Source organism: Rhodohalobacter sp. 614A (genome assembly GCF_021462415.1).
In the GTDB taxonomy this organism is placed as follows: Bacteria; Bacteroidota; Rhodothermia; order Balneolales; family Balneolaceae; genus Rhodohalobacter.
On sequence record NZ_JAKEDS010000001.1, the window covers coordinates 51,658 to 76,606 of the forward strand.

A 24,949-nucleotide genomic window follows, 5' to 3' on the forward strand; every position below is an offset into this window, starting at 1 on the left:
TAAAATATGCCAGCAAGAGAATTTTTGACGGAAGAGGAAGAAAAGCGAATTATCAAATCCATTACCGATGCCGAGGAGTTCACCACCGGTGAAATTCGGGTGCATATCGAATTCAAATGCAAGAAGGATCCCCTGGACCGGGCAAAGGAAATTTTCCAGGAGCTTAAAATGCATGAAACCGAAGCCCGAAATGGAATCATTCTCTACATCGCAACAGATGATAGAAAAGTAGCCATTTTTGGTGATGAGGGCATTAGCGAACAAGTGGAAGATGATTTCTGGCAAGACGAAATCGATACACTGATTGGCGAATTCAAACAGGGGAATTTCGAAAAGGGAATTGAATCGGTTGTGAGTGATATTGGCGAGAAGCTGAAACGGTTTTACCCAAGCGATGGAACCGACCCCAACGAATTGGATAACGAAATTACATTTGAGGATAACAGGGATGATGACTAAACCCATGTTGACCCGGCTAAAAATACTTGTACTTACACTATTAATCGCAACTCCCCTTTCGGCACAGGATTTTCCATCTCCCTCGGGACATGTAAATGATTTCGCAAACCTGCTGAGCAACCAGGAAGTTTCAAATCTTGAGCAAAAACTCAGAACCTATCGCGATACAACGTCGAACGTGATTGCGATTGCCATTGTAAAAAGCCTGCAGGGACTGCCCCGCGAAGAAGTTGCCACCACTATTTTTAACGAATGGCGAATGTGGGAAGGCGAACGACAAAACGGAGTTTTAATCCTGGTTGCGCCCGAAGAACGCCAAATGCAGATTGAAGTTGGCTACGGACTGGAAGGTGCCGTTACCGATTTACAGGCCGGACGAATTGTAAGTGAAATTCTGAGGCCCAACTTTCAACAAGGCAATTTTTACACAGGACTACAACAGGCCACAACCGTACTGATGCAGCTTGCGGCCGGGGAATACGATGCTGTTGATCGTGCCACTGACGGTTCAGGCAACTTCAGTTTCATAGTGCTTATTATCATTTTCGTCATCATTTATACCCTGGTACGTGCCAGCAGTGGTGGAACAGGACCCGGAGGAAAACGGCGACGGACACTTGGCTCCGGCGGCCCAATCATTTGGGGAGGTGGAGGTTTCAGTGGCGGTTCTGGCGGATTCGGAGGTGGAGGCGGATTCGGCGGCTTTAGCGGTGGCGGCGGATTTGGATCCGGCGGCGGCGGTGCCGGCGGAGGTTGGTAGCTTTAAAAATAACTGTATCCCATTTCAGGTTTTTTTGATAATATTCGTTGATGCGGGAGTAGCTCAGGGGTAGAGCGTCAGCTTCCCAAGCTGAAAGTCGCGGGTTCAAATCCCGTTTCCCGCTCAATCTGTAAGTTATTGGTAAACAATAGATTGACATGACTTTATCATCGATGAAGAATAATATGATCTAATATCAATATCACAGAATCTGTCTTCTATACTTATATCCGGACGTTAATGTTTGTCTTCTCCATAAGTACGGCTTTGTATTTGTAATCAGCCATAACATTTATCACCGTTTTCACATCAACCGAATGGGATTCAATTCGTAGAATATTATCGCAATCCTCCAAATCAAAATTGATCTCTGATTCGGGAAACTCCTTTTTTAAGGCTTCAATAAGCTTGTTTGAATCCTTGTGATTATTAACCGTTGTTTTAAAAACTGCAATCAAATTTATTGAGCCTTATTAATAAGCAATAACCGGTTTCTTGTGTATGAATTGATCAGAATCGATCTGCTGTACAATGAAATCGGCAAGATCGGCTCGACTGATCTTCGAACCTCCTTTCGGGCAATGCCTTTCCCGGACTCTATATTTACCCGTAAAACCTTTGTCTGTGAGATACGGCGGACGAACACAAATCCAGTCAATATCTTTGTTCTCTTCAAGAATCGTTTCCCAGCGCACCTGATCGTAATAAATTTTGTTGTAGGTAGGACGAATGATGCGATGGTAAAAGAAACTATCCGTGCTCGGATCACTCATATCAATGATAGCCGATGTGATGGTGATGAGTTTTTTTAAACCGGCTTTCCGCATGGCATGCAGAATACTTCTACCTCCTTCAGAATAGATCTCCGTATACTTATTTTGAGTTCCTGTCCCCAGAGCCGAAATGACAACATCACTGTTTTCTAAATGATGAGAAAGATTATCCACATCAAACAGATCTCCTTCAATGATAGTGATTTGATCATCAGCTATATTCAAACCCTCAAGAGATAATTTTGAGGGAGTTCGAACCAATGTATTTACATGGTGATTCTCACGGACTAATTGTTTGAGTATTTCAAAACCCGTACCTCCCGTTGCGCCCAATAAGAAAATATTCATTTTATCTGTAATGATCTTTTTACCGTCTGTTCCACTGAAAAGAAAGGTATGAAAACAGAGCCCTTTCACATGGTACAAACTCACATGTTGTTAGGACAAATCGTGCATAACCGAGGTTCTGTATTCAGATGGAGTTTGTCCGGTTACCTTTTTAAAAACACGAGAAAAATAGGAAGGATCATCGAAGTTTAGTTCAAAGCCAACTTCAGAGACATCCTTCGATAGATCCCAAAGTAAAAGCTGACTCTGGAGAATCCGAATTTCAGTGATCACCTCTTTCGTTGATTTATTAAAGATATTATTCACACACCGGTTCAGATAATTTTCCGAGATAGCCAATTTCCCGGCATAAAAGGACACACTTTGCTCCTCCTTAAAGTGATTGTAGACGAGCCGCTTAAAATCAATAGCCACTTGTTCAGTACGAGTAAGGGCTCTTTTACTGTCAGAGAGGTCCAACACTTTATAAAGCAATGCTTGTAATAATCCATGCGTTACCCTTCTGTTTGGTTGATTTACTTTGAGTTCTTTTTCCATCAGATGAAGAAGGGAGTGAATCCAGTGACTCTCTGTTTTTTCTAATTTCAAAACGGGATGAATCGTGAACAGGTTGAGGGAATCTTTTTTCTTATAAATCGTATTTACCGTTTTCTCTTCAACCAATAAAAAATATCCATTAATATTTTTGTGAATGGATTTAATAGCGGTGATGGTTCCGTTTGAAATCCATAAAATAGCCGGGGCTTCAATCTTGAATGTTTGTGTTCCTATCTGCTGTTCGAACAAACCGGATTGTAAGTAAACAAGAAAATTGTAAGAAGGCCGAAATAAAGGAGTGGGTGTAATCAGGTGTTTCGAAACGTTTCGAAGAGGATAAATTTGGATGGGTGTTTTCTGCCAATTAAACCGTTTTGCATCTGCTTCAATAAAATTGTGAACAAAATCTTTTGATGATATGGAATTTATTTTTTGATCTGATTGGTTGTTTAACATTTCCAAAAATCTTCCACGGTTTGAGTGTTAAACCTAGTTTTTTAAATATAAAAAAGTGTGGTTCTACGCTTTATAATTGGGATCTTGAAAATCATCCACTTATCCACGAACTAAGTTTTGAATGTCAACTATCCCATAATTCGTTCCCGGTGTTCCTGACCCCATTTGCTTAATTCGTTAATGACTCCAGCAAAGGTATACCCATACTCTGTGATGGAGTATTTAACCGTTATAGGTTTTGTATCCTGCACTTCACGATCTATTAACTTATTGATTTCCAGTTCTTTAAGCTCTTTGGAGAGCATTTTCGCGGAGATACCCTTTATCTCGTCTTTCATCTCATTAAATTGCCGCGGACCCGTCAGAAGAAGTGTGATAATTGGAATTTTCCATTTGCCATTAAGCAAATCCATAACATCACGAACGGATCGAAGTCGACGACTACATTCGTCTTTTTTTAAAGGGGATTTATCATTCATATCTATATAGTTACAAATAGTTATTAGATTACATGCAGTTAATTAATTACTATCATTTATTCATTTTAACTTTACAAAACAAAAGTAAAAATGCAATTTAATTAACCTCCAGATGAACAAAACAAAAATAGCCTACTGGGCATCAACTGTAATATTTAGTGCCATAATGCTCTTATTGGCCATTAATTATTTTATAAGTCCGGATATAGTTCAGGCTTTCGAGCACCTTGGCTTCCCCGATTACTTCAGAGTTGAGCTTGGGATTGCGAAAATGATGGGAGCTATACTTTTGCTACTACCATTCAAGGGAAGAATTAATGAGTGGATATATGCCGGCTTTACGATTAACCTGATTTCCGCTATTATTGCCCATATTGCTTCTGGCGATTCTGTTTCTACAACAATTTTAGCCTGGGTTTTACTTGTACTGTTAGCTGTTTCTTATGTAACCCATCATAAACTTTCTAGGGATGTCAGCTAAATTCACCTGATTTAAAAAATTGAACAATGATTTATATAGCCAATCCCACGGAAAGACGACTTATTGATCAAGGCAAGTTCATCGTTAAATCGAATAAACCCGGCATAAAGCTGGGTAACCCAAAGGATCTCGGAGTCGGTCCGTTGGGACAAGTGGATCATGCAACGCTGAAACCCGGTGCTATCATACCTATGCATTCCCATCGGAATGATGAAATACTTTCATATATGCGAAAAGGCACAATGTTTCACAGAGATTCCAAGAACAACGAAGTGCCGCTTGATCATACCCACATGATGGTAATGAACGCCGGAAGCGGCATTATGCACGAAGAGGGTGTACCTTATAAAAGTCAGGAAGAGGTAGAGATGCTGCAAATCTTTATCCGTCCCAAAGCAGATGATTTGGAACCAAATGTCGAGTTTGCCGAATTTGATGCAATGGACAGCGTAAATGAATGGCGGCTAATCGGTGGACCTGAAAGCAGTTCTGCTCCCCTTATTGTCAGAAGTGAGGTATGGGTATATGATACCCACCTGGACCAATCAAGTATTGAAACGCCAAACCTGGATGGTCGTACCAGCTATCTATATGTTTTTGATGGATCGGTAACGCTAAAAAATAACCAACCTCTTGAGAAAGGTTCGGCAGTACTTTTCCAGAATGAAGAGGATCTGTTTGAACTAAAGACAACCGAAGAAGCAGATCTTGTTTTCTTCATTCTGGATGAAAAAAGTACCTATACACGTTCAGGAGCCTACAGCGGTTAAATGTGGCCACAGCCCGCCGTTCATTGGAAACTGTTATGTTATAAAAAGACTAGGCTGGCTTAACCAATGTCTTTCGCAAAGAGAATGGATGATGGTTAAAAGATGTGTAAAAGAGTCTGATATTACTGTCACTCATTGACATATTTGTCAATATTCGCGAGGTTTATTTATTGAGGTTCTTTTGTTGTACAGGCTTTATAGCCGTATTAAAAAGAACATCTCATGAGGAACTGATATAAGTTTTACCATGTATGTTTATCCTTTATCAGTGGAGAACTCTTTAAAAAAATTAAATAAACCAATGGAATACACGGAAACATCTTTAGCTATTTTGGAAGCGTCCAGGAAACTGTTTGCCGCTAAAGGATATAAAGCAGTAACAACAAGGGAAATAGCGGCTGAATCATCAGTTAATGAGATTACCATTTTCAGGCATTTTAAAACCAAAGACAATCTTTTTAAGCAGGTATTCGAACACTATATATCCAAACCGAGTTTTTCCAAATTCATAAATGAAGATGAAAATGATTTAGAAGTGTTTCTGTATAGTATTGGAAATTTCATCCATACATTATTTAAAAAAAATTTAGACCTGTTTAAAATTGAGTTAGCTGAGAGAGAGAAAATCGAAAGCATGAATCTGATAAATAGATTTCCGGACGAAATAAAAAACAGAATGATTGAGTACTTGGTTGAAAAACATGGCCAACCACGTTCAGCAGCACTGACCTATTCGATTTGTTTTATGACCTCTGTCTATGGTCTCTGCATGAATTTATATTTTCTGAAAACATTCACTCCTATACCGGATTTTGAAGAATGCCTCGATTTAATCGTTGATAAATACAAGTAATTTTTTTAAAATAATGTAAGTAAGCACTTGCATTATTTTGTATTTAAATGAAACCCGGATATTGATTTTTTTGCAGTCATACACCATGATCTTATAAGTAATCTCACTGATCATAAATCAGACCTTCTATGAAAATTATTTATTTCGCTAAATAGCCTTGACGAACCATCAAATGCAAGTAACTACAAACTTGCACTTGCTGATTTTAATGCCCAATTCATTTGTGAAATAAATAACGGAGGAAAAGAAATGGGAAAACAATATGACGCAATAGTAATCGGAGCTGGTCATAATGGTCTAACGGCTGCTGCATATCTGGCTAAAGCGGGTTTGAAGGTCGGAGTTCTCGAAAAGAACAACTTTATAGGTGGTGCCACTAATACAATCGAATGTACCTTACCGGGTTTTAAACATGATGTTGGCGGCATCATCCACCATATCATTAGAGAGAATCCGATGTTACGGAATGACGAATTAGGGTTGCATAGTAAGTTCGGTCTGAAATATGTACAACCTGAGATTAACACGGTTAACTTATTCGATGATGGCACATCAATGGTTTTGCATAAAAGTGTGGAGGAAACCTGTAAACAGATCGCACAATGGTCTGAAGAAGATGCAGAATCATATGCAAGGTTTATTGATTATACGATGCCGATGATGCCACTAATCAATCAGGGAATGTTTAATCCTCCGCCTGATTTCGGTGCTATGATGAACCAATTGGATAAATCACCTGTCGGACGGGAATTGATCCGGATTATGATGATGAGTATATGGGATATTGCTCATCAATGGTTTAAACATCCAAAAACTTTAATGCATGTTTTGAAAGCCCCCACTGAGCCAATGGTTGGTATGGAGGAAAAAGGCACCGGGGCATATCTTGTTGTTGTTATAACCGGAAATCATGTAGAGGGAGGAGGAGCCTCTTTAGCTGTTGGTGGTAGTGGAATGCTGGCCAAAGCATTGACAGACTGTATTGAATCGTATGGCGGGGAAGTATTAACCAACCAGGAAGTGGTGAAAATCACAACTTCCGGCGGTAGAGCAACGGGTGTCGTTACCGCTGAAGGCGAAGAATACACAGCCAAACATAGTATCATTGCCAATATTGACGCACGTATTGTTATAAATAGGTGGTTGGGTGAAGATGCGGTCAGCAGCAATTTGAGGGCCAAAGTAGACAGAATACAAAACGCCAGTTTCTCGGGGATGATGATTGCCGCAGCCCTTGATGAAGCTCCGCGGTATAAAGCAAGCGATACGGCTCATAAGGCTACTTATGTTGAACCGTTGCCAACCGATATAAATGCATTCCGTTCGATGTTTGATGATTTGCGCTATGGCCGTTTGCCGAAGAAAGAAGCCATGGCTCCTATGGTAGTTGTACCCACAGAACACGACCCGTCAAGGGCACCGGAAGGAAAACATGTTCTCTATCTGTGGTACTACTGTCCTTATGAGTTGGCTGATGGCGGCAAGGAAAAATGGGCAAGCATTAAAGAAGAATTTGCGGACACAGTACAGGACCGCTATTTCTCCTTTACTACCAACATGACCAAAGAGAAAGTCCTGAAGCGCACCGTTTTCTCCCCTGTGGATCTGGAAAATTTCAACAACAATTTGTACCAGGGTAATATTGTAGGAATCGGTGCTTTTATGAATCAGATGTATTCATATCGGCCTATCCCTGAGCTTGGTCATTACAGGACTCCGGTTGAGGGACTCTATCTTAGTGGAATGCATACGCACCCCGGAGGCTCTATCATCGGTGCCGGACGTGCTCAGGTTCAAGTAGTTTTGGAAGATCTGGGCATCGATTTTGATGATGTAATCAGCTAATCGAATACAGGTCTCCATGTAAAACATAAGGAAGAACTCATTTGCTTCATCTAAAAATTTATAGGTGAAGTAAATGAAGTTCTTGCAGTCTATCAATGGAAATCAAAAGGGAAGAGATTTATGAAGCAACAAGGTCAAGAAGATAACATGAGTCGCTCGAAGCCGGGAACCGCTGGCCCTCTCTCAGCTAACGCAGAGTTTGACGAATCCAAAATGAGAGCGTTTGCAAAGCACTTTTTCGATTCGGCTGAATCGGATGACAAGGACAACTTCCTTGCCTGTTTCGCCCCTGAGGCAATCATTTGGATCAACACTGGCGAACTGGAACTAACCCCAAGCCAAACGGCGGAAGTACTGATGGTACAATTAAGCGGTGCTATCACTGACAAGAAATATGAGCAGCGCCGGGTCAATGTATTTCCCGGAGGCTTTGTGGAGCGGCACCTGTTGTGCGGTACCCGTAAGACAGATGGTTATCGTGTCGAGATGCCTGCCTGTTTAGTGATCGAGGTAAATGATGAGGGCAAGATCACGAGGATCGATAATTATGAAGATTCCGCAAAAGCGGCGGAATTTTACGAATAGTTTTTAACCGTAGCATGCTAAGAGATCAGATAAAATAAATCTACACACGGAAAAATCGGCCATTCAGCCTGTTTTCCTTCAGAACAAAACACCTTAATAAGAGAGGAAAAATATGGTAAACTTATTTTATTGTTTGTTGATGTTATCATCAGTGATTTTAGGGATCCTATCACTTGTATTCAGTAAAGGTGCATCCTTAAATACTATTATTATGGTTACTGGTTCAATTCTTGTAATCGGTCTGTCGATAATAGGGATGATTAAAAAAACTTCATCTCCGGGCAAAACAATCATTTTTATAGGCATCTTTCTAACTATTTGGCCAATCATAGGTTTGGCTTCTCAATATATTAGTATGTCGTTAGGTATCTGGGAAATTATCTTAGGTCTTTCAATTATACTTACCGCCTTTATTCCTACCCAAATCTTTCGGGCACCTTTTATTTCTGCAATTGACCGAAGCGGCGATACACTAACCACAGTGAGCAATATCAAATGCAAGAACGATGATATTGTAGTTAAAGCCGTTTTACTTGGCTCGATGCCCTCTACCATCATTATTAAACCTGAAGAACTATGGAAAATGCTTGGTTTGATAGAAAACAATGTCTTATCAAATATAATCAGATTGCTCTTCATTGGCTGGAAACGTACACGAAAAACAACTGATAATAAATAAAAACAAGAGGGTGATCCTTAGGATATAATGTTGCAAAACATTGCTAAACCAACTGCTTATGGAAGCAAAAGGACTTGGGCAAGATTATGAAAGCAGACTTGCTATGAATAGCTGGGTTATAAATCAATATGTAGTACAGGTAATTTTTAAAAATTGAAATAATATGAAACGATTAGAAAACAAAGTAGCCATTATTACGGGAGCAGCCAGTGGTTTTGGAGCAGCCGATGCCAGATTATTTGCCAAAGAAGGCGCTAAAGTAGTACTTACCGATATCGATGAGGAAAACCTAAATCAGGTAACTGACGGAATAACTCAAGAGAACGGTGAAGCAATGTGTGTAATCCTGGATGTTACCTCGCCAGACGATTGGCAAAAGGTTGTGAACAAAACAACGGCTGAGTTTGGTGGCATTGATATTTTGGTTAACAACGCAGGGATAGCCTCTCAGGCTCCTTTTTTAGAAAGTAACTATGAGACTTACAAAAAAATAATCGATGTCAACCTTAACAGTCATTACCTGGGTATTATGGCGGTAGCGCCTTCAATGATAGAACGTAAAGGTGGTTCTATTATCAATATGTCGTCTACTGTTGGTATGGTTGCCCTCCCTGGTGGAGATCCGGGGTATACTACTTCAAAAGGAGGAAGCCGTGCACTTACCAAACAAGCAGCGGCAGAGCTGATAGGCTTTAATATCCGTGTTAATTCTATTCATCCCGGACTTTTTAAAACGGCAATGACTAAGAACCAGGGCTTGCTTGATAATCCAGAAATATATAGTCAATTAACACAGGCAATTCCCATCAAACGGTTTGGTGAACCGGAAGAAATAGCCAATGTTGCGTTGTTCTTGGCCAGTGACGAATCTTCATACATGGTTGGTTCAGAACTGGTCGTGGACGGTGGATTAATTGTCATATAATTGAAGTATGTATATCGGGAGAACAAGAGAAAAGAAAATGCTACCTATAGGTAGGAAAGCTTCGGGCGGATAATCTTACTGCTAAAGGCAAATATATTCGAGTACGCTGAACGGAACATTAACTCATAATAAAGAAAGACAAAAATTACGTTTTTATTAATCTAAATTTAAAATCATGAATAAGATTGAATTACTTAAACAAATTTACGAGAACCAGGCACTCGACCCTGCTACTTTGCATCCAGATTTTACACTCCATTCGTATGGGAATAACTTACTGGCTGGTGAGTTTAGTAACATAGAAGATGTGGTAAAACACCTCAAAGCTATTTATGAATTAACGAACAATACCTTTGAGGAAAAACCATTTAACTTTCTTGCAGATGATAATTTCGGCATGGTTTCACATCGCATGACCGGCGAAAGAAACGGCAAAAAACTGGATGCCGGGGGCTTTGGCCTCTGGCGATTTAAGGATGGGCTCATTATTGACCACTGGGAAATTACTACCGATCCTGACCACTGGGATGATTTCTGGTCATAAAATAATTAATCAATAAGGAACTTTTGCCGGTTTAGCTGTCTCAAAACCTCCAAAGTGCTGGTTATTCGAATCAGGATAATCAAAAAATGCTCTCGTAGAAAGCTGCGGGGTCAAATTGCGGCTCATGCTGTCAGATCTTGGTTAGCAGACATCTTAAAATCGGCCTGACTCGGTTTTAGTAATTAAAAAAGTTCTGGATACCGTCAATATCCAGAACTTTCAGCCATATTATGAATGGCATGCTTATCTATCTATCAATGGTGCAATAGATATAGTATTCCAGCTACGGAATTTTTTTATTTATTGAAAATTTTAAAACCATTGGTCTTCTATTAAGACTCCCTCCTTGAAAATTTAGGAACATAGGCCTCTTGCTGACGACCAGATTTTATGAACAAAATTTGGAAAAAAAGATAAGCAAGCGAATCGTTTACCTTATAAAAATCTACTATTTAATAAAATAGTAAGAAAACAGACGTAAGGCTGGAAAGGTAAAATGAAATGCATAGATATTTACTTTTTAAGGCTCTCAAAAAAGCCCCATCATTACCATAAGCAATCCATTGATTTATGTTTCGATCTTGATTTGAAACCTTTGTACCGTCTTGTAACCTTCTTCCAAATTCTTGTGGTTAATTTTTTTCTACAATATATTAATATTTGTATGATTTATCATTTAAATATAAAGTCAATGAAAGCACTTATAATCCCTTTTCTTATATCTTTTTTAATAACAAACCATCTTAAAGTTACTGATGTTGACACTTTAAGCGTCTTTAGTAAATCTATGGATAGGAATATTCCAGTTGCTGTAGTACTCCCTTCACATTATTCAGAGTCTGAAAAAAAATATCCTGTTTTGTACTTGTTACATGGTGCTAATGGAAATTTCACGAGCTGGCTCAATTCACCACCCAACAAAAGTACTGTCCACAAATTATCTGATCAATATCAGGTAATAATTGTATTACCAGATGGAGGAAAAAGAAGTTTTTATTTTGACAGTCCTAATATTCCCGATAGTCAATATTCCACCTTTATTGCTAAGGAACTTCAGACTTATATTGATTCAAACTACCGGACTTTTAAAAAAAAAGAGGGCAGACTCATTGCAGGTTTATCTATGGGTGGGCATGGTGCTTTTTATATAGCTTCGGAGTATCCTGAACTTTATACCGCAGCAGCAAGCATGAGTGGGGTTATGAACCTTGATACTAAAACCTGGATGGTTCCTGACAGCCTTGCAGAAGAATACACTTCCTATTTGAAAGTGCTATTAGGGCCAGTAAAAAACACTAACCAACATTTTTTCGAATCCTCTATAATAGGACGAGTAAATAAACTTAAAGCAGGTGGGATTTATCTATCCTTTGACTGCGGAACCGAAGATTTTCTTATTGAAACCAACAGAAATTTACATGCCAGATTATTGGATCAAAAAGTCCCTCATGTGTATATAGAAAAGAATGGGGATCATTCCTGGGAATACTGGCAGAATTCTCTTCCATTTCATATGCTTTATTTTTATGGCATTTTGAAAAAAAATGGAACCACAGTAGTAGATGAATAAAAAGGATTCAATTCCCTTATTCTATTTTTCATGTTGCCAGATCCACAAGCCTTTTAAAACTGATCAGTTCTGAAAGATGAAGCAGGTAACCCCGCTCTATTATACAACGAGGCATCCGGGCAATTTTCAAATCCATACCTTACAGCTGTAGGTATTCCAATATTATTGGACCATACGGTAATAGTGCTGTCGTTACTTATCTCAGCTTCTGCAGGATAAAATAGATTGTCTTCCCCTGCAATGCTAAAGCCGGTCAAGGTTTTCCCATAGCTAACCAACCCACCAAAAAAATTGGTAAATGTCAGTTCTGCCTTCCCGCTATCATTAATAGTCATTTTTTTAAATATGGGTCCCGATGTACTTAATTCCTCAAAACCATATTCATTTGTCAGAGCCCACAATGAAAGCCTTTCTCCCACTTCTTTCTTCCGGCCGGGATGGATATCGTAACAGTTTCCCAAGTCAATTGTTGAAGCCATCCCGGTATTTGGAACATTCCGGGCAGTTTCTAACTGAGCTTCTCTGAGATAGGCTGAATTTTCTCCTTTATAATTGAAGGGAGCAATTTCTACAAAATAAAAAGGTAATTTCTCATCGCTCCAAAGTTCTCGCCAAAAACGTATGAGTTCGGGAAAAAGAAGCTTGTACTGACTGGCATCAGCAACATTTGATTCTCCCTGGTACCATATTACTCCTTTTATACTGTATGGCACAATAGAATAAAACATGCCATTATACAACAGTGTCGGTTCTTTATGTTCCCATTCATCCGGTACCTGATCAGAAATTTTTAATTCAGGAAATGATCTTAAATGATTTTTATCTATCCACGCTTCAACTTTTGAACCTCCATAGGCATCTACAATTACTCCAACGGGAGCATTAGTTGCGTCAGATATCTCCCTGGCAAAAAAGTATGCTGTTGCACTATAATCCCAAACATTTTCAGTATCGATTTCTTTCCATTCACCTACAATATCTGCTAAAGGAAATGTACTGGCTTTGCGGTTTACATAAAAAATTCTAATTCCACTATTATTGGCGTGCACCTGTACATCTTTTCTCACTCCAACCGGAATGTTCGCGTATGTTCGAAGAGGTCTATCCATATTTGATTGTCCTCCGGCAAGCCAAACTTCGCCTATCATTATATTTGATAAATTTACAGACGTACTTCCTTTTACTTTCAGTTCATAAGGCCCACCGGATTTTGGAGTTGAAATATAGGTCATCCATTTCCCTTCACTATCTACATTGGCTGTAGCTTCATGTCCCCAGGATCCAGAAACATGTATCTCTTGACCCGGTTTATCGAATCCCCATATCGCAACATCATCATTTTGTTGGAGTACCATTCCATTACTAAAAATCGACGGCATAGATATTTGTCCTTTAACACTTGAATTAGTAAATGTTATGACAAAAATAAGCATGAAAAAGGATGGTAGTTTCGTTCGTGCAAACGAGTTGATACTAACAGCGCTTAGTATCATCAGAAGATTTATTTTCCAAAATATATTATTCATCATTCTTCTCATTCACTTATTTTGATTTGTATACATTTCATCCAGCTCAGACATTTTAAACCGTGTGCTTATGATAGACTGTTGTTCTTTGCCGGGTTTATATTTGATATAAGTAGTTGCCGCAATGGTACCGTCCGGTAATAATTCCATTCCGGGATACCCACAATCTCCACCCGCATAACTGTGAAGCAGTTTCACACGGTACTGACCACGTCGGCCTTTTTTGATATCTTCATACGTTCCCACCCATGCACAAAAATGTCCTTTTGTATTGCTTGATGGTGCCATATCCCGGAAAGCAATCATCAATCGGCCGTCATTTGTGTATAGTCCTTTGTGTCTATCTCCGGTGAGTCCCCATGGAGTTTCTTCAGGAGTACTCCACGTTTTTCCTTCGTCGTTGCTGAACATCATCAGACTGAGGCCGCTTCGGGTATTATCCCGCATAATGCAGCATAATTCGGAGTGATCAGGTGATCGAAATACAAATGGTTCACAGGGATCTTTGTCTTCCACAACAGCAGTAATTACAGGCTCAGACCAGTTCATCCCTCCATCCTTACTGATACTTTTTAAAACCACTAATGGAGAATGATCGGCACCCTCTGGCCCGCGATGATACATTCCGAGATAACTTCCATCTTTCAGTTTAACCACACTGCTAAATGTCATCACGCACTTAAATCCTAGCGGAGTCATTTCGCGCCAGGTTTTTCCACCGTCATCACTCATAATTCTGGGCATTTCAGGATGGGCGGAAAAAACCCAGAGCCGTTCCTGACCTTCAAAATCTACCATCCGATAAATACTCGGACAATTGGAATGCTTTTGGAAACCCTCAGGCAGTTGATCATCCATTCTTGTCCAGGTCAGGCCGCTATCATTACTTCGTGCCATTGGGCCGGAAAATCCACCGTGACCTTTCGTCCACACTGCGAACATCGTTTTGCCATCCGACATTAATAAGGTTGTTGGATGTCCCTGGTATATTTCCTCTGTTCCGGCAGCGATTACTACATGTCGATCAAATTCACCAGATATATCTATAATGGGTAATTTCGATTTATTCCGGGTGATTTTAGAAAATCCCAAGAAAGTGTCAGAGAAAGGAATACAGAATATACCTCCAACAAATGAGAAGGAAGTTTTTAAAAAAAATTTTCTTGAAAATGACGATTTACTCAAGTTTTCATTCATAATATTTCACTCTTGTCTGCTCACACCTGTTATTTCTTATTCGAAAAAAAAGCTGTATACCTTTCCTTTCTTTCCACTGAATACAACTCTTACTTGTTGTCCTTTAAGGGATGAAAGATCACTGTGGTTTTTCCACGAGACTTTTGCTTTTGTATCATTGGTTCGCAATACATTACAATCCTTGCTGCCAAATCCTGGAATGGCTTTGCCTTCTGCATCCTCCAACCCCACACAAACTGTTCCCAGTACTTCTGTATCAATATTTACGTAAAGGGTTTTTCCGATTACTTCCACCGATTTGGTTTTTGCTAATCCGCCTTCAGAAATAAAATTGAGTGAAACTAATCCGTCCTTTCGGATCACATGTCGATAGATTACTCCATCCCCTTCTTTGTCCGGTCCCTCAGTATCGCCGTGGCGGAATTTATAACCGGTGCCGTACAGCCAAAGCTTTTCTCCTCTTTCTATAATTCCCGGCCCTATAAATGTCATATTTGCATTTTCACTGTCCGCTAATCCGGTCGTTACAAATGGAGACCTGTCATATCGGTTCCAGTGAATTCCATCTTTGCTGCCGACAAAATGAGTCTCCAGCCGGCCATCACTGATATGCGCTTCACGCAGAAACATGGATGGAAAAGCAACATACCACTGGGGGTCAAGTGGATACGGTTGTGCTGAAATCGTATAAACATCCATATTAGACGGATCTTGTTCATCTGCAGCAAGAACCGTTGGAATTTCATCTACTATTCTTGGCAGATCATCGGGTTTATCAGGATTATCACCTTTGCCGGATGGTTGGACTCCAGTTGGAGAATCCAGAGAATTCAGTTCAAGCCGGACTACTTTTCTCAGCCTGTCCGACCATTCCCCCTCCACATTCCAGCCACGCAGATACAGCACATACTTGTTAATTCTACTATCCCAAAAAACATTATTCTGTGTATCCGCCCGGAAGGGTAACAGAGCTTTTTCATCCCGCTGCCAGCGTAACCCATCTGGTGAGGTAAAACGAAAAACTCCTTCTCCATATACATGTGCGATATAAATATATCTCTCACTTTTTGATGCATTTGGATCTTTATACACCGTTCCGTCGAGGTATGGGATTCCCACTAAATTGTTGTTGGTGGAGCCATGATATTCTACAATTCCCAAATCCGGCTTTGTCCAGTTCACACCGTCCTTTGATTCGGCATAGGCAACATTGGGCTTATTGTCTGCATCCCGGCAGATATACCACATTCTTATTATTCCCTCCTCTTCAATCACCGTTGTATAGAACGTGATCATTCGTTCCTCCCAGGGACGATCTCGCCGGATCACAATTTCACTTTTCTCGGGTGAATTGACGTGAAGATTCGCATTCTCACTTTCTGCTATAAAAGATGGATCAAGGAATAAATGGCGCTGAACGGATTGAGAAAAAAGAGGACTGACCGCTCCAAAAAAAAATAATAAATACAAAAAAATAACAGATCTCCAACCAAGGAAACATGTCTTCTTCAGCATTATTTGTCGCGGAAATTTTGTAATGGCAGACATAAAATAATTCGTTAAAATGCTTCTCAGGATATTAGAAAGGCAATAAATGACCTACCTTTAACTCCATTTAATATCTGATATTACATAAATATTATTTGTAAGACAAATAATATTTATGTAGCTTGATTTATCTACTATAACGATGTTCAAGCTTTTTTAGATGACATCCACCTCTAATTCAAAATCAGATTACATGAGTCATCTTCATCCCAAAGTGATTGTCTTTTCATTCATGTTTTCAGGATGCTTTTTTTCTTTTATTCCTCAGAATAGTTCAGCTCAGAATTCTTCCTTTATTAGCGGAGAAATCGCCAATAGTACCCCTTCAATCGTCATACCATCTCCGAATGATTCCCGGATTGCACATCTTTCGTGGCCTAAAATAATTCGAACTGCTAAAGGAAATCTAGTAGTTGCATATAGTGCTGGTGTTGGCCATAACCGAGGTGGTTCAGGACCAGCCGTTTCTGTTTCCCGGGATAATGGTAAAACATTTACGCCACCCAAGTTGCTGGGATATTATCCTGAAGATGACGAGCGTTATAAAGACGCAGGAAATTTTGCTCTTGGAACTGCATCCGATGGAGCTATTATTCTCCTGGCAATGGCGTATAGTGGAAACGAAAATAATACTATTATTGGCTGGCGTTCAGAAGATGAAGGAAGCACATGGAAACCTGTGAATACCGATAAAATCGCCCAGAATAAAACAGGATCTATTTATGGAGAGATTTTAAATGTACCTAACGTTGGTTTAGTTGTTTTCGGTCATTACCGCCGCCCAAGTACACCTTCGCAAGGTATTTATATGTCCGTTTCCAAAGATAACGGGCAAACCTGGGGCTCCCCTCAAACGGTTACCGAGCAGGTATATGTAGAGCCGGCAGTTACATTTTCGAATGGCCGGTTTGTCGGATTGTTCAGGAACTCTGCAAGCGTAGGAAATAATAAATATGATTTGGCGGTATCGGATGATCTGGGAAAAACATGGACAATTTCACCGTCTGTTATCAAGATTCCTGAAGAGCTTGAAGGAGTGCAGCCCAGCCCTTTTATAACTGTGTCGAAAAAAAATCCGAACAAATTATTTGCCATTCAATCCATTCGGGGAGATATGGAGAATACCCGCGGGCGAATGTATTTGTGGTCGGCCGAGGTATATGAACTGGAATGGAAAAACCTTGGAATGATTGTGACCATAGACCGCCAGGCTGATCATCTGCATGATTGGTCGTACCCTTGGATGACATCCCTCAATGAAGATGAATGGCTGATGGTTTTCTATGCAGGAAAAGGTAACGGATCTAACTCCATTTATGGATTGACGCTTCGTCCGGATTCACATTAAAAAGGATCGAACTTTAATCAGCATTAATAAAAGAATCAGTTTTAGAATGAAGGAAAAATTTTTATCGCTGTTCACTCTTTTGTATGTACTTCTGCCCATTTCAGCCGATATATATGCTCAGAATGCATCATCAGAAAACATACAATCCATTCCCCGGGTTGACGGTACATTTGACTGGAAAAAGATAGATATCTCCACTCCTACTTTTCGTATCACTGGCTCGTTTACCGCTTTCTTCAAAAATCAACTGATCGTAGCCGGTGGATATGATCAGGATGAACAATCATTCACAGATGCAATCCATGTATACAACCACCTCTCAAACCAATGGGAAACGTTAGATATAAAACTTCACGAAAAAGCAGGTTATGGATCTACATCGGTGGCTGACGGTAGAGTTTATTTTCTCGGAGGGATGAGTACAGAAGGTGTCAGTAAAAAAGTCTCTTATTTAGAATATGATGAACTCACCAACTCATGGAAAACAGAATCAATCGCAGATTTACCGAAAGCTGTAGCTTTAACCGGCTCATGCGTCTTCAATAATAATATTTATCTGGCGGGGGGAATTTCTCATCCCGATTCTACCCCACTATCGGATTTTTACCGATACAGCAGTAATTCCAATAGTTGGGAAAAACTGCAATCTCTTTCTGAAAATCCGGGACAATCGCCCTCTCTGGTTGTTCAGAATAACGGTGAAAAAGATCTCCTTTACCTTTTCTCAACTGCTGAAAGGGATCGTTCTGTTTTGATGAGTTATGATTTCTCGTCGGGAAACTGGAAAAAAGGAACATCGCCACCGGTTTCTCTCTCACGACCGGCCGGAGTAGCAAAAAACAGTTTCAATCTCTTTTTCCTACCGCGTCAAAAAATTAACATTTTTGACAAAGAAAGCAGCACAGAGCCCGTGTCCAACCTCGGCCTCATTTATCACACCATCACAAATAACTGGATGGTTGTTGAAAATCCTGATATCACAAGTGCTACAACTTTATTTGCAGATGAGAGTGGGCTGACCCTGCTTCAAAATTCTGGCGGAAATCTCTCTTTTCATATGGTGAACTCTCCGGACGAAGGGTATAGTCTCCGGTTTTTAGACTTGCTCTCATTTATTATCTATATCGCTCTGCTTTTATACATCGGGTATTGGTTTTCCCAGCGTTCCAATGATACTGAAGATTATTTCAGGGGAGGTAAAAGAGTTCCGGCATGGGCTGCGGGAATCAGTATTATTGCCACAAAGTTAAGCGCCGTAACTTTTATGTCGATTCCTGCAAAAGTTTTTGCAACAGACTGGCTATACATCCTGATTCCTCTCAACGGATTATTCTTGGCCTATTTTGTTGTAAAAGTCGTTCTGCCATTTTTCCACCGGCTCAATATTACATCTGCTTACGAATATCTGGAAAGAAGATTTAATGTTGTGGTCCGTTTCTTGGGAAGCTTAAGCTATTTACTGTGGGAAATCAGCCGCATTGGAATTCTACTTCTACTTCCGGCCATTGTTATTTCTGTGGTTCTGCAAATTGATATTTATTTATGCATAGCGTTGATCGGAATTGTTGCCACACTTTATACACTTCTCGGGGGCATTGAAGCCGTAGTCTGGACAGATGTGTTACAGGTATTGATTATGTTCGGTGGAATTGTACTTGCGCTGATCATCATGATTTATAAAACAGATGGAACTATTCCGGAGCTAATTCAAACGGCTGCAAGTCAACATAAACTAAGAGTTTTTGATTTTAACTTTGATTTTACAACAGCAACCGTCTGGGTGATTATGATTGGCTGGATAGGCAGAATCCAGGAATACGTTTCCACTCAATCCATTGTTCAGAGATTTGTAACCGTGAAAGATGAACGTGAAGCGGGTAAAAGCATGTGGATTTCCGCCATTGTTGTACTTCCAATTATTGTATTCTTTTACTTAGCCGGAACAGGTCTGTTTTTGTTCTACCAGGAATTTCCTCAGGCTCTTGATCCCAACCTGGAACAGTTAGACGCTATTCTCCCCTATTTTGTGATTACTCAACTGCCGGCAGGTATTGCCGGGCTTGTAATTGCAGCTATTTTTGCGGCGGCCATGTCCAGCCTGGACAGCGGTATTCACAGTATGTCTACTGTGATTACTACAGATTGGTATAGACGATTTTCATCAAACTACACAGAAAAACAATCTTTGAAACTGGCCAAATACCTGGTTGTAATTTTAGGGATTTTCGGAACAGTTTCTGCGATGTTAATGGCCGGGCTGCCTATCCAGTCACTTTTTGATCAGCTTATGCTAATTATGGGATTGTTTGGAGGAGGATTGGCAGGTATGTTTTTATTGGGAATGCTGAGCAAACGGGCAAATACAACCGGCGTATTAATCGGTTTCTTTGTAAGTGCTTTTGTACAGTATGCTGTCAGTTTTCACACAAATATCCACTTTCTTTTGTACTCCGTTACAGGATTGGCTTCGTGCTTTGTAATCGGGTACATCGCCAGCACGTTTTCCCCCACAAAAGGTAGTAACAATCAGGAATATACTGTGTATGGCTTATTAAAAAACTGAATGGAAACGAGAATCTCTGCAATTCGGGAATTCGTTCTGATCCATTAATCTTCAGTAAAAAAGCTGAGGGTTAATTCTCGGTAGGCCAAGTCGGTTTTTGTGGGATTATTCGTTTCCTTATCCCAGCCGGTTTTCCAGTGAAAGATGTGAACAGTGTTGTCATCAATCAAAATTGCGGGATAGGAATACTGGTTCTCTCCGTCGTACTCAAGCTGTTTATAATGATGCCAGGTAATCCCCCCATCGTCACTGATTCTTGAGGCAAGAATATATCGATCATCAATACCCCGGTTACTTGTTAAATTCTTCATGGGATTGTGAATCAATAGAATTTTATTTGTACCGGGAATCAATTCAGCTCGTGCGGGCGCCAATGGATGCTGAATCCCAACTTTTTCCGGAGTACTCCATGTTTTTCCAAAATCTTCTGAGGTTGACCTCAGTAAAAAACCGGTCGCACTTCGGCCAAACAAAACCAATTTTCCGGGTTCATACTCTACTAACGACGCTTCATAAAAACCAAATTCCCCCAGTCCATACGGATTTTCATAGTTTACGATGGTTTCATCATTTAACCGAAACCATGTTAAGCCCTGGTCTCGCGAAGCAAACAAATCTGTTCCCAACAGCTTCCCTTTTACCCGGGACTCCCCTTTCGGCAACACGCTGTGTACAACGTTCACCACCAGGTGATTACTTAACGTCACAAAGCGATCATGGGAGCCTGTTGTATATTCGTGAAAATCGCCGGACACTTTGGTTTCATCCGACCAGGTTTGTCCTCCGTTGGTCGAATACCGAAAAACTTTGAATGCCGTCCATACATCTTTTATCATTTTTGAATAGGCAATCCCGATTTTACCGCCTTTAAATGTTACAACGGACGGATGTAAAAGAGAGACCCCATCTTCGTGGAAAATGATTTCTTTATCGCTCCACGTTTTCCCTTCGTCTGAACTTACAATCCGTGCAATTTGCGAAATATCTCTGTCACCCATGCCGGATATGGAGTTGTAATACATCTGGATATCCCCGTTGGCAAGTTTCAGCATGGTGCCTTCACCCTGGCGGGGTGTTGAACTCTCTACAACTTTGCTCTGCTGAGAATTCGGATATTGAAGAGTTGTACTGCTTTTTATTTCGGAATATTCGCTGTAAATACTGCCTTTGAATGCCCTCACACGAAATGCATATTTAGATTCCGCCAAACAACCTCCTGCCTGAAATTGAGTTGTATTCACCGGTACAAAACCAATCTTTGCCCAATAGTTTTCGTCTTTTTTCTTCCTTTCGATGATAAACCCTTCCTCCCCTTCGGATTGATCGGTCCATTCCAAATTGAAGTGAGAAGCAGAACCCGGCTCAACCTTCAAGTTTCCAGGCCGTGAAAAAATGGACTGTCCAAATATCGGATCATTTAGAAGTACATATAAAACAATACTTATCAATAACTTAAATATTTTCATTGGAAAGGGTGCGTGTAGTGTTAAGATGGATCATTAAGAATGATTCTGTTAACAGGCATAGTTATCTCCAAAAGTTCGGGCTTTTTTGTTATGCTGATCTGAACTTTTGCTTATTGAACCCAATGCTCTGCATTTTCAGTTGCCTGATCTTTTTCTCCGGTCGTAGGAGGTTCTTCCAACGGAAGTTGACCATACCTCTCAATCGCCTCAAGGTTTGGTCTTCCGATAGATTGACCGAATTCAGCTCCCTGGCTATCAAGCTGATCATGGAGTTTTGAAATGGAAACTTCCCGGACAGATTTATTTCCTTTGATCGCAAGACCGGCAGCAGTTCCAGCGGCTTCTCCCTGGGCCATACAGATGGGAATCACCCTTGTTGAAGCTACCGCTTCATGGGTTGCTGACAGGCATTTTCCAGCCATCATCAGGCCATCCACTCCTCTGGCAATTAAGCTTCTTAGCGGAATCGTGTAAGCCACTACATTTTTCGATTCAACCCAACTTCCGGATGGGCGATGAATATCAATATGATATCCGCCCATTGCCACGGCATCATCAAAAACTTTTCCTTCAAATAGATCGTCCGCTTTGAGAACGTAATCACCCATAATTCTTCGGCTTTCCCTCACGCCCAGCATCGGAGCAATTTCAAGCAGATAACAATTTTTTCCGCCCGGAATATATTTTTGAAAAAAACTTACAATTTGTGGGATTTGGGAATAGACTTTACTGTAAGCCGTACTCAGGCTATTCACATCCGTGGGATCTAAACCCAATACACGTGTCATTACAATGCTAACCTGATCAGGTTGATGTACTTTTACTCCTACCACTCTTGTTTGGGGAATATCAAGATCTCCGGCTTTTCTGGCTTTTTCCATTAATCCTGCAAACCCACCCAATACAAATACATCGGTCGTATTCAGATTGTTTTGGAGTTTCTTCCATAAATCCGGGAAAGGAGCGAACCACTCCCTGTAGTTCAATGATTTATCCTGGCACCCTGCCACGAATTCTTCTTTATTCAAGCCACCTAACCTAAACACAAGCGTAGGAGCCTGAACAAGACCGTCTGCCGTTCTCCCTTTTTCCCACGCTACTCCACCTCTTGCAGCTACATCTCCATCGCCACTGCAATCAATGGTTATATCTGCATAAATTTTTTGTCGGCCTGATTTATGTTCAACGACGATTCCAGCAATACGATCATTCTCACGGATAGTATCGACCATATGTGTATGAAGCATCACATCCACACCGGCTTCTTCCGCCATTTGAATGGCAAGGATTTTCCAGGAATGGTTATCCACACTGACCAACGAACTGCACTTTGGATCAAATACATAGCCGGATGCAGCACTTTTTTTCTGCAACCGTGAAACGTACTCGCCGGGCAGCCCCTTTACCACCTGCCTGTATTCCCGGTCATGAAATCCCAGCCAAGGAAGTGTGGCAGAGATGCCTCCTAAAAATCCATTGTATTCCACCAATAACGTTTTCGCACCCTTTCTTGCCGCTGAAATGGCCGCTGAAACACCCGCCGCTCCAGCACCAACTACTAACACTTCTGTTTTTAAATCATTCATATTTTTCACGATTTCTTATTTAAAACTTGTCACTCACTTTTTTTCACTTGCCAATTTCAGATTTCCGCTAACTGAATAAAGAGTAGCATTCGATAATTGGAATTTTAGTTGAATATTTGATCCTGTTAAGTCAGACAGAGTTTTATCAGACCAATGAATTTCTTTATCAGTAACTTCTCCCCTCGTAATTGGCTCACTGTCATCAAATCCAAAGCCTTCAAATGGATTTCCGGATTCATCTAATACTGCCACGTGTATTTCTCCTTCATCTTGAATATCGGCCGTGAGTTTTAGGTCGCTTCCTGTGATTTCAAAAGGGTTTGTTGTGATGAAACCCGGAGTATCATTTTTTGAAGGTGTAAATCCTGCAAAGCGGTCCGACTCCAGTGTAGCCAGATTTAAAGTAGTTGTTCGGGTATCGGGAATATGTCTTTCCGGAAGACCGGCATAGTAGATTTTAATCTGATCATCTTTTACGATAAATGATGATGGATAGATCATGCCATAATCGTATCCGGTTGAATCTTCAGCGTTAGGAATAAAAGGTGTACCTGCATTAATTCGCTGCCAGTGATACGTGTCTGTACTCCAAGCCAGTTCCACGTGCACTTGGTCTCCATCACCATGCCTGAAGACACTTATTAATCCGATATAATAACGATCTGCATATTGCTGAACAGGCATGGAATACGTTTGAGCTGTATCGGTTCCGCGAATAATTTCTACCGGATCAGACCAATTCAAAAAATCCTTGCTCTCCATTCGCAGCATCGTGCGGTTTGTACCGGGCCCCTCGCTATAGCCACGGGTAAATAGCACATATTTATTAAGTTCGGGTACCCAAAGAGCATTGTTGTGGGCGTCTCCATACAAGTTAAAAGGTTCTCCGTCTTTGATTTTTACAGGCTTCTCCCAGTGAATTCCATCCGGCGAAAAAGAGACTTCCAAATAATAGGGGAACCTCTGTCGGGAGACCATTTTATATTTCCGGCTTTCATCCTGGTAATTTGGATCTTTCAAAATTCCTATTTCATTCCCGCCGATATTCACCAGGTTTGTCGGTTCTCCCTCATAGGTAAAAACATCCAGATCAGGACGTGTCCAATGGAGTCCATCCTCAGATGTCATGTATGCTTCTGCAATCCTCATCCCTTTCCACATACTGTCTTTGGGTTCAATTTTATCCACCCAATCATCTTCAACCCACACGTGGTACCATAATTTGTAGATTCCCTCCTCTTCATCATATTTTGCATTTGGATAAAGGATAGAGGTTCGTTTTTCCCACTCGGGCACATCGAGGTCTGTCAACGTCGGTGGATGGTCAGAATCCCAGTTGGCATACGACGGATGATTTGTCCACCGTACCAAAGGATTTCCTGCATACTTTTCTACCTGATGGACCAGCAATTCTGCATTCTGTGTTTCAGCTATAATCTCAGAATCAAACATCAAAAACTTTGATGCTGGTGCAGACGCCTGTTTGCAGCTACTAAAAAGAAGGAGAGTAAGTAAACCAACCACGAGATTTACAACCGTGTAATAGCAGAATTCATTTTTTGAGTTCACGATCTGAGCATTCATATTTTTATTAATATAATATTTGTATGACAAATTAAACAGCCAGACTTCTACTTAGAATAATTTTATT

Annotated in this window: 22 protein-coding genes and 1 tRNA gene; 14 read left to right on the plus strand and 9 right to left on the minus strand. The window is 40.5% G+C overall.

Annotated features, from left to right (window positions below):
- Window positions 1–6: 6 nt before the first annotated feature.
- The 3 genes from L0B18_RS00190 (at window position 7) to L0B18_RS00200 (ending at window position 1,343) form a co-directional block, all read left to right on the plus strand.
- On the plus strand, window positions 7–459 hold the full coding sequence (locus L0B18_RS00190; RefSeq protein WP_234567070.1) for a TPM domain-containing protein: 453 nt from the start codon (window positions 7–9) through the stop codon (window positions 457–459).
- A complete protein-coding gene (locus L0B18_RS00195; protein ID WP_234567071.1) occupies window positions 449–1,219 on the plus strand; it encodes a TPM domain-containing protein in 771 nt (256 codons plus the stop codon). Before L0B18_RS00190 ends, L0B18_RS00195 begins: the two co-directional genes overlap by 11 nt.
- A 52-nt stretch (window positions 1,220–1,271) precedes the next feature.
- A tRNA-Gly gene (locus L0B18_RS00200) sits at window positions 1,272–1,343 on the plus strand.
- A 349-nt stretch (window positions 1,344–1,692) separates the two neighbouring features.
- On the opposite strand, the gene L0B18_RS00205 is transcribed toward L0B18_RS00200, so the two are convergent.
- From L0B18_RS00205 to L0B18_RS00215, 3 genes are all read right to left on the minus strand, one after another.
- The gene (locus L0B18_RS00205; protein ID WP_234567072.1) at window positions 1,693–2,340 is read right to left on the minus strand and encodes an NAD(P)-dependent oxidoreductase; all 648 of its coding nucleotides are present in this window, start codon (window positions 2,338–2,340) and stop codon (window positions 1,693–1,695) included.
- Between the two features lie 90 nt (window positions 2,341–2,430).
- Window positions 2,431–3,333, minus strand: coding sequence for a helix-turn-helix domain-containing protein (locus L0B18_RS00210; RefSeq protein WP_234567073.1), 903 nt, complete (start codon window positions 3,331–3,333; stop codon window positions 2,431–2,433).
- Window positions 3,334–3,461: 128 nt separating this feature from the next.
- Window positions 3,462–3,812 (minus strand): winged helix-turn-helix transcriptional regulator, encoded by a 351-nt coding sequence (locus L0B18_RS00215; RefSeq protein WP_234567075.1) that lies wholly within the window; start codon window positions 3,810–3,812, stop codon window positions 3,462–3,464.
- A 112-nt stretch (window positions 3,813–3,924) separates the two neighbouring features.
- Between L0B18_RS00215 and L0B18_RS00220 the strand changes: the two genes are divergently transcribed.
- The 9 genes from L0B18_RS00220 (at window position 3,925) to L0B18_RS00260 (ending at window position 12,064) form a co-directional block, all read left to right on the plus strand.
- The gene (locus L0B18_RS00220) at window positions 3,925–4,293 is read left to right on the plus strand and encodes a DoxX family protein (protein WP_234567076.1); all 369 of its coding nucleotides are present in this window, start codon (window positions 3,925–3,927) and stop codon (window positions 4,291–4,293) included.
- Between the two features lie 26 nt (window positions 4,294–4,319).
- Window positions 4,320–5,063 (plus strand): pirin family protein, encoded by a 744-nt coding sequence (locus L0B18_RS00225; RefSeq protein WP_234567077.1) that lies wholly within the window; start codon window positions 4,320–4,322, stop codon window positions 5,061–5,063.
- 301 nt (window positions 5,064–5,364) lie between these two features.
- Window positions 5,365–5,916 carry a TetR/AcrR family transcriptional regulator gene (locus L0B18_RS00230; RefSeq protein ID WP_234567078.1) on the plus strand — a complete coding sequence of 184 codons (552 nt, stop codon included), beginning with the start codon at window positions 5,365–5,367 and terminating at the stop codon, window positions 5,914–5,916.
- A 249-nt stretch (window positions 5,917–6,165) separates the two neighbouring features.
- Window positions 6,166–7,761, plus strand: coding sequence for a phytoene desaturase family protein (locus tag L0B18_RS00235; RefSeq protein WP_234567079.1), 1,596 nt, complete (start codon window positions 6,166–6,168; stop codon window positions 7,759–7,761).
- A gap of 120 nt (window positions 7,762–7,881) precedes the next feature.
- Complete coding sequence (locus tag L0B18_RS00240; RefSeq protein ID WP_234567080.1) at window positions 7,882–8,346, plus strand: nuclear transport factor 2 family protein; 465 nt, start codon at window positions 7,882–7,884, stop codon at window positions 8,344–8,346.
- Between the two features lie 112 nt (window positions 8,347–8,458).
- A complete protein-coding gene (locus tag L0B18_RS00245; protein ID WP_234567081.1) occupies window positions 8,459–9,025 on the plus strand; it encodes a hypothetical protein in 567 nt (188 codons plus the stop codon).
- 163 nt (window positions 9,026–9,188) lie between these two features.
- Entirely contained in the window at window positions 9,189–9,950 is a 762-nt protein-coding gene (locus L0B18_RS00250; protein WP_234567082.1) for an SDR family NAD(P)-dependent oxidoreductase, read from the plus strand.
- A gap of 175 nt (window positions 9,951–10,125) precedes the next feature.
- A complete protein-coding gene (locus L0B18_RS00255; RefSeq protein ID WP_234567083.1) occupies window positions 10,126–10,494 on the plus strand; it encodes a nuclear transport factor 2 family protein in 369 nt (122 codons plus the stop codon).
- Between the two features lie 691 nt (window positions 10,495–11,185).
- The gene (locus tag L0B18_RS00260; protein WP_234567084.1) at window positions 11,186–12,064 is read left to right on the plus strand and encodes an alpha/beta hydrolase; all 879 of its coding nucleotides are present in this window, start codon (window positions 11,186–11,188) and stop codon (window positions 12,062–12,064) included.
- A gap of 53 nt (window positions 12,065–12,117) precedes the next feature.
- Here L0B18_RS00260 and L0B18_RS00265 read toward each other — a convergent pair whose 3' ends face one another.
- The 3 genes from L0B18_RS00265 to L0B18_RS00275 all read right to left on the minus strand — a co-directional run bounded on the left by L0B18_RS00265 (window position 12,118) and on the right by L0B18_RS00275 (window position 16,257).
- Window positions 12,118–13,443, minus strand: a complete 1,326-nt coding sequence (locus tag L0B18_RS00265; protein ID WP_234567086.1) for a sialate O-acetylesterase — start codon at window positions 13,441–13,443, stop codon at window positions 12,118–12,120.
- A 159-nt stretch (window positions 13,444–13,602) separates the two neighbouring features.
- Window positions 13,603–14,682: a sialidase family protein gene (locus tag L0B18_RS00270; RefSeq protein WP_234567087.1), complete on the minus strand. Its 1,080-nt coding sequence runs from the start codon at window positions 14,680–14,682 to the stop codon at window positions 13,603–13,605.
- Window positions 14,683–14,823: 141 nt separating this feature from the next.
- The gene (locus L0B18_RS00275) at window positions 14,824–16,257 is read right to left on the minus strand and encodes a hypothetical protein (RefSeq protein ID WP_234567088.1); all 1,434 of its coding nucleotides are present in this window, start codon (window positions 16,255–16,257) and stop codon (window positions 14,824–14,826) included.
- A gap of 271 nt (window positions 16,258–16,528) precedes the next feature.
- Between L0B18_RS00275 and L0B18_RS00280 the strand changes: the two genes are divergently transcribed.
- The gene (locus L0B18_RS00280; protein WP_234567089.1) at window positions 16,529–17,683 is read left to right on the plus strand and encodes a sialidase family protein; all 1,155 of its coding nucleotides are present in this window, start codon (window positions 16,529–16,531) and stop codon (window positions 17,681–17,683) included.
- A gap of 46 nt (window positions 17,684–17,729) precedes the next feature.
- Window positions 17,730–20,246: a sodium:solute symporter family transporter gene (locus L0B18_RS00285; protein ID WP_234567090.1), complete on the plus strand. Its 2,517-nt coding sequence runs from the start codon at window positions 17,730–17,732 to the stop codon at window positions 20,244–20,246.
- A 44-nt stretch (window positions 20,247–20,290) separates the two neighbouring features.
- Here the strand turns inward: L0B18_RS00285 and L0B18_RS00290 are convergent, their stop codons facing one another.
- The 3 genes from L0B18_RS00290 to L0B18_RS00300 all read right to left on the minus strand — a co-directional run bounded on the left by L0B18_RS00290 (window position 20,291) and on the right by L0B18_RS00300 (window position 24,882).
- Window positions 20,291–21,712, minus strand: a complete 1,422-nt coding sequence (locus L0B18_RS00290; protein WP_234567091.1) for an exo-alpha-sialidase — start codon at window positions 21,710–21,712, stop codon at window positions 20,291–20,293.
- A 110-nt stretch (window positions 21,713–21,822) separates the two neighbouring features.
- Window positions 21,823–23,298, minus strand: coding sequence for an FAD-dependent oxidoreductase (locus L0B18_RS00295; protein WP_234567092.1), 1,476 nt, complete (start codon window positions 23,296–23,298; stop codon window positions 21,823–21,825).
- Between the two features lie 33 nt (window positions 23,299–23,331).
- Entirely contained in the window at window positions 23,332–24,882 is a 1,551-nt protein-coding gene (locus tag L0B18_RS00300; RefSeq protein ID WP_234567093.1) for a hypothetical protein, read from the minus strand.
- Between the last annotated feature and the right edge of the window lie 67 nt (window positions 24,883–24,949).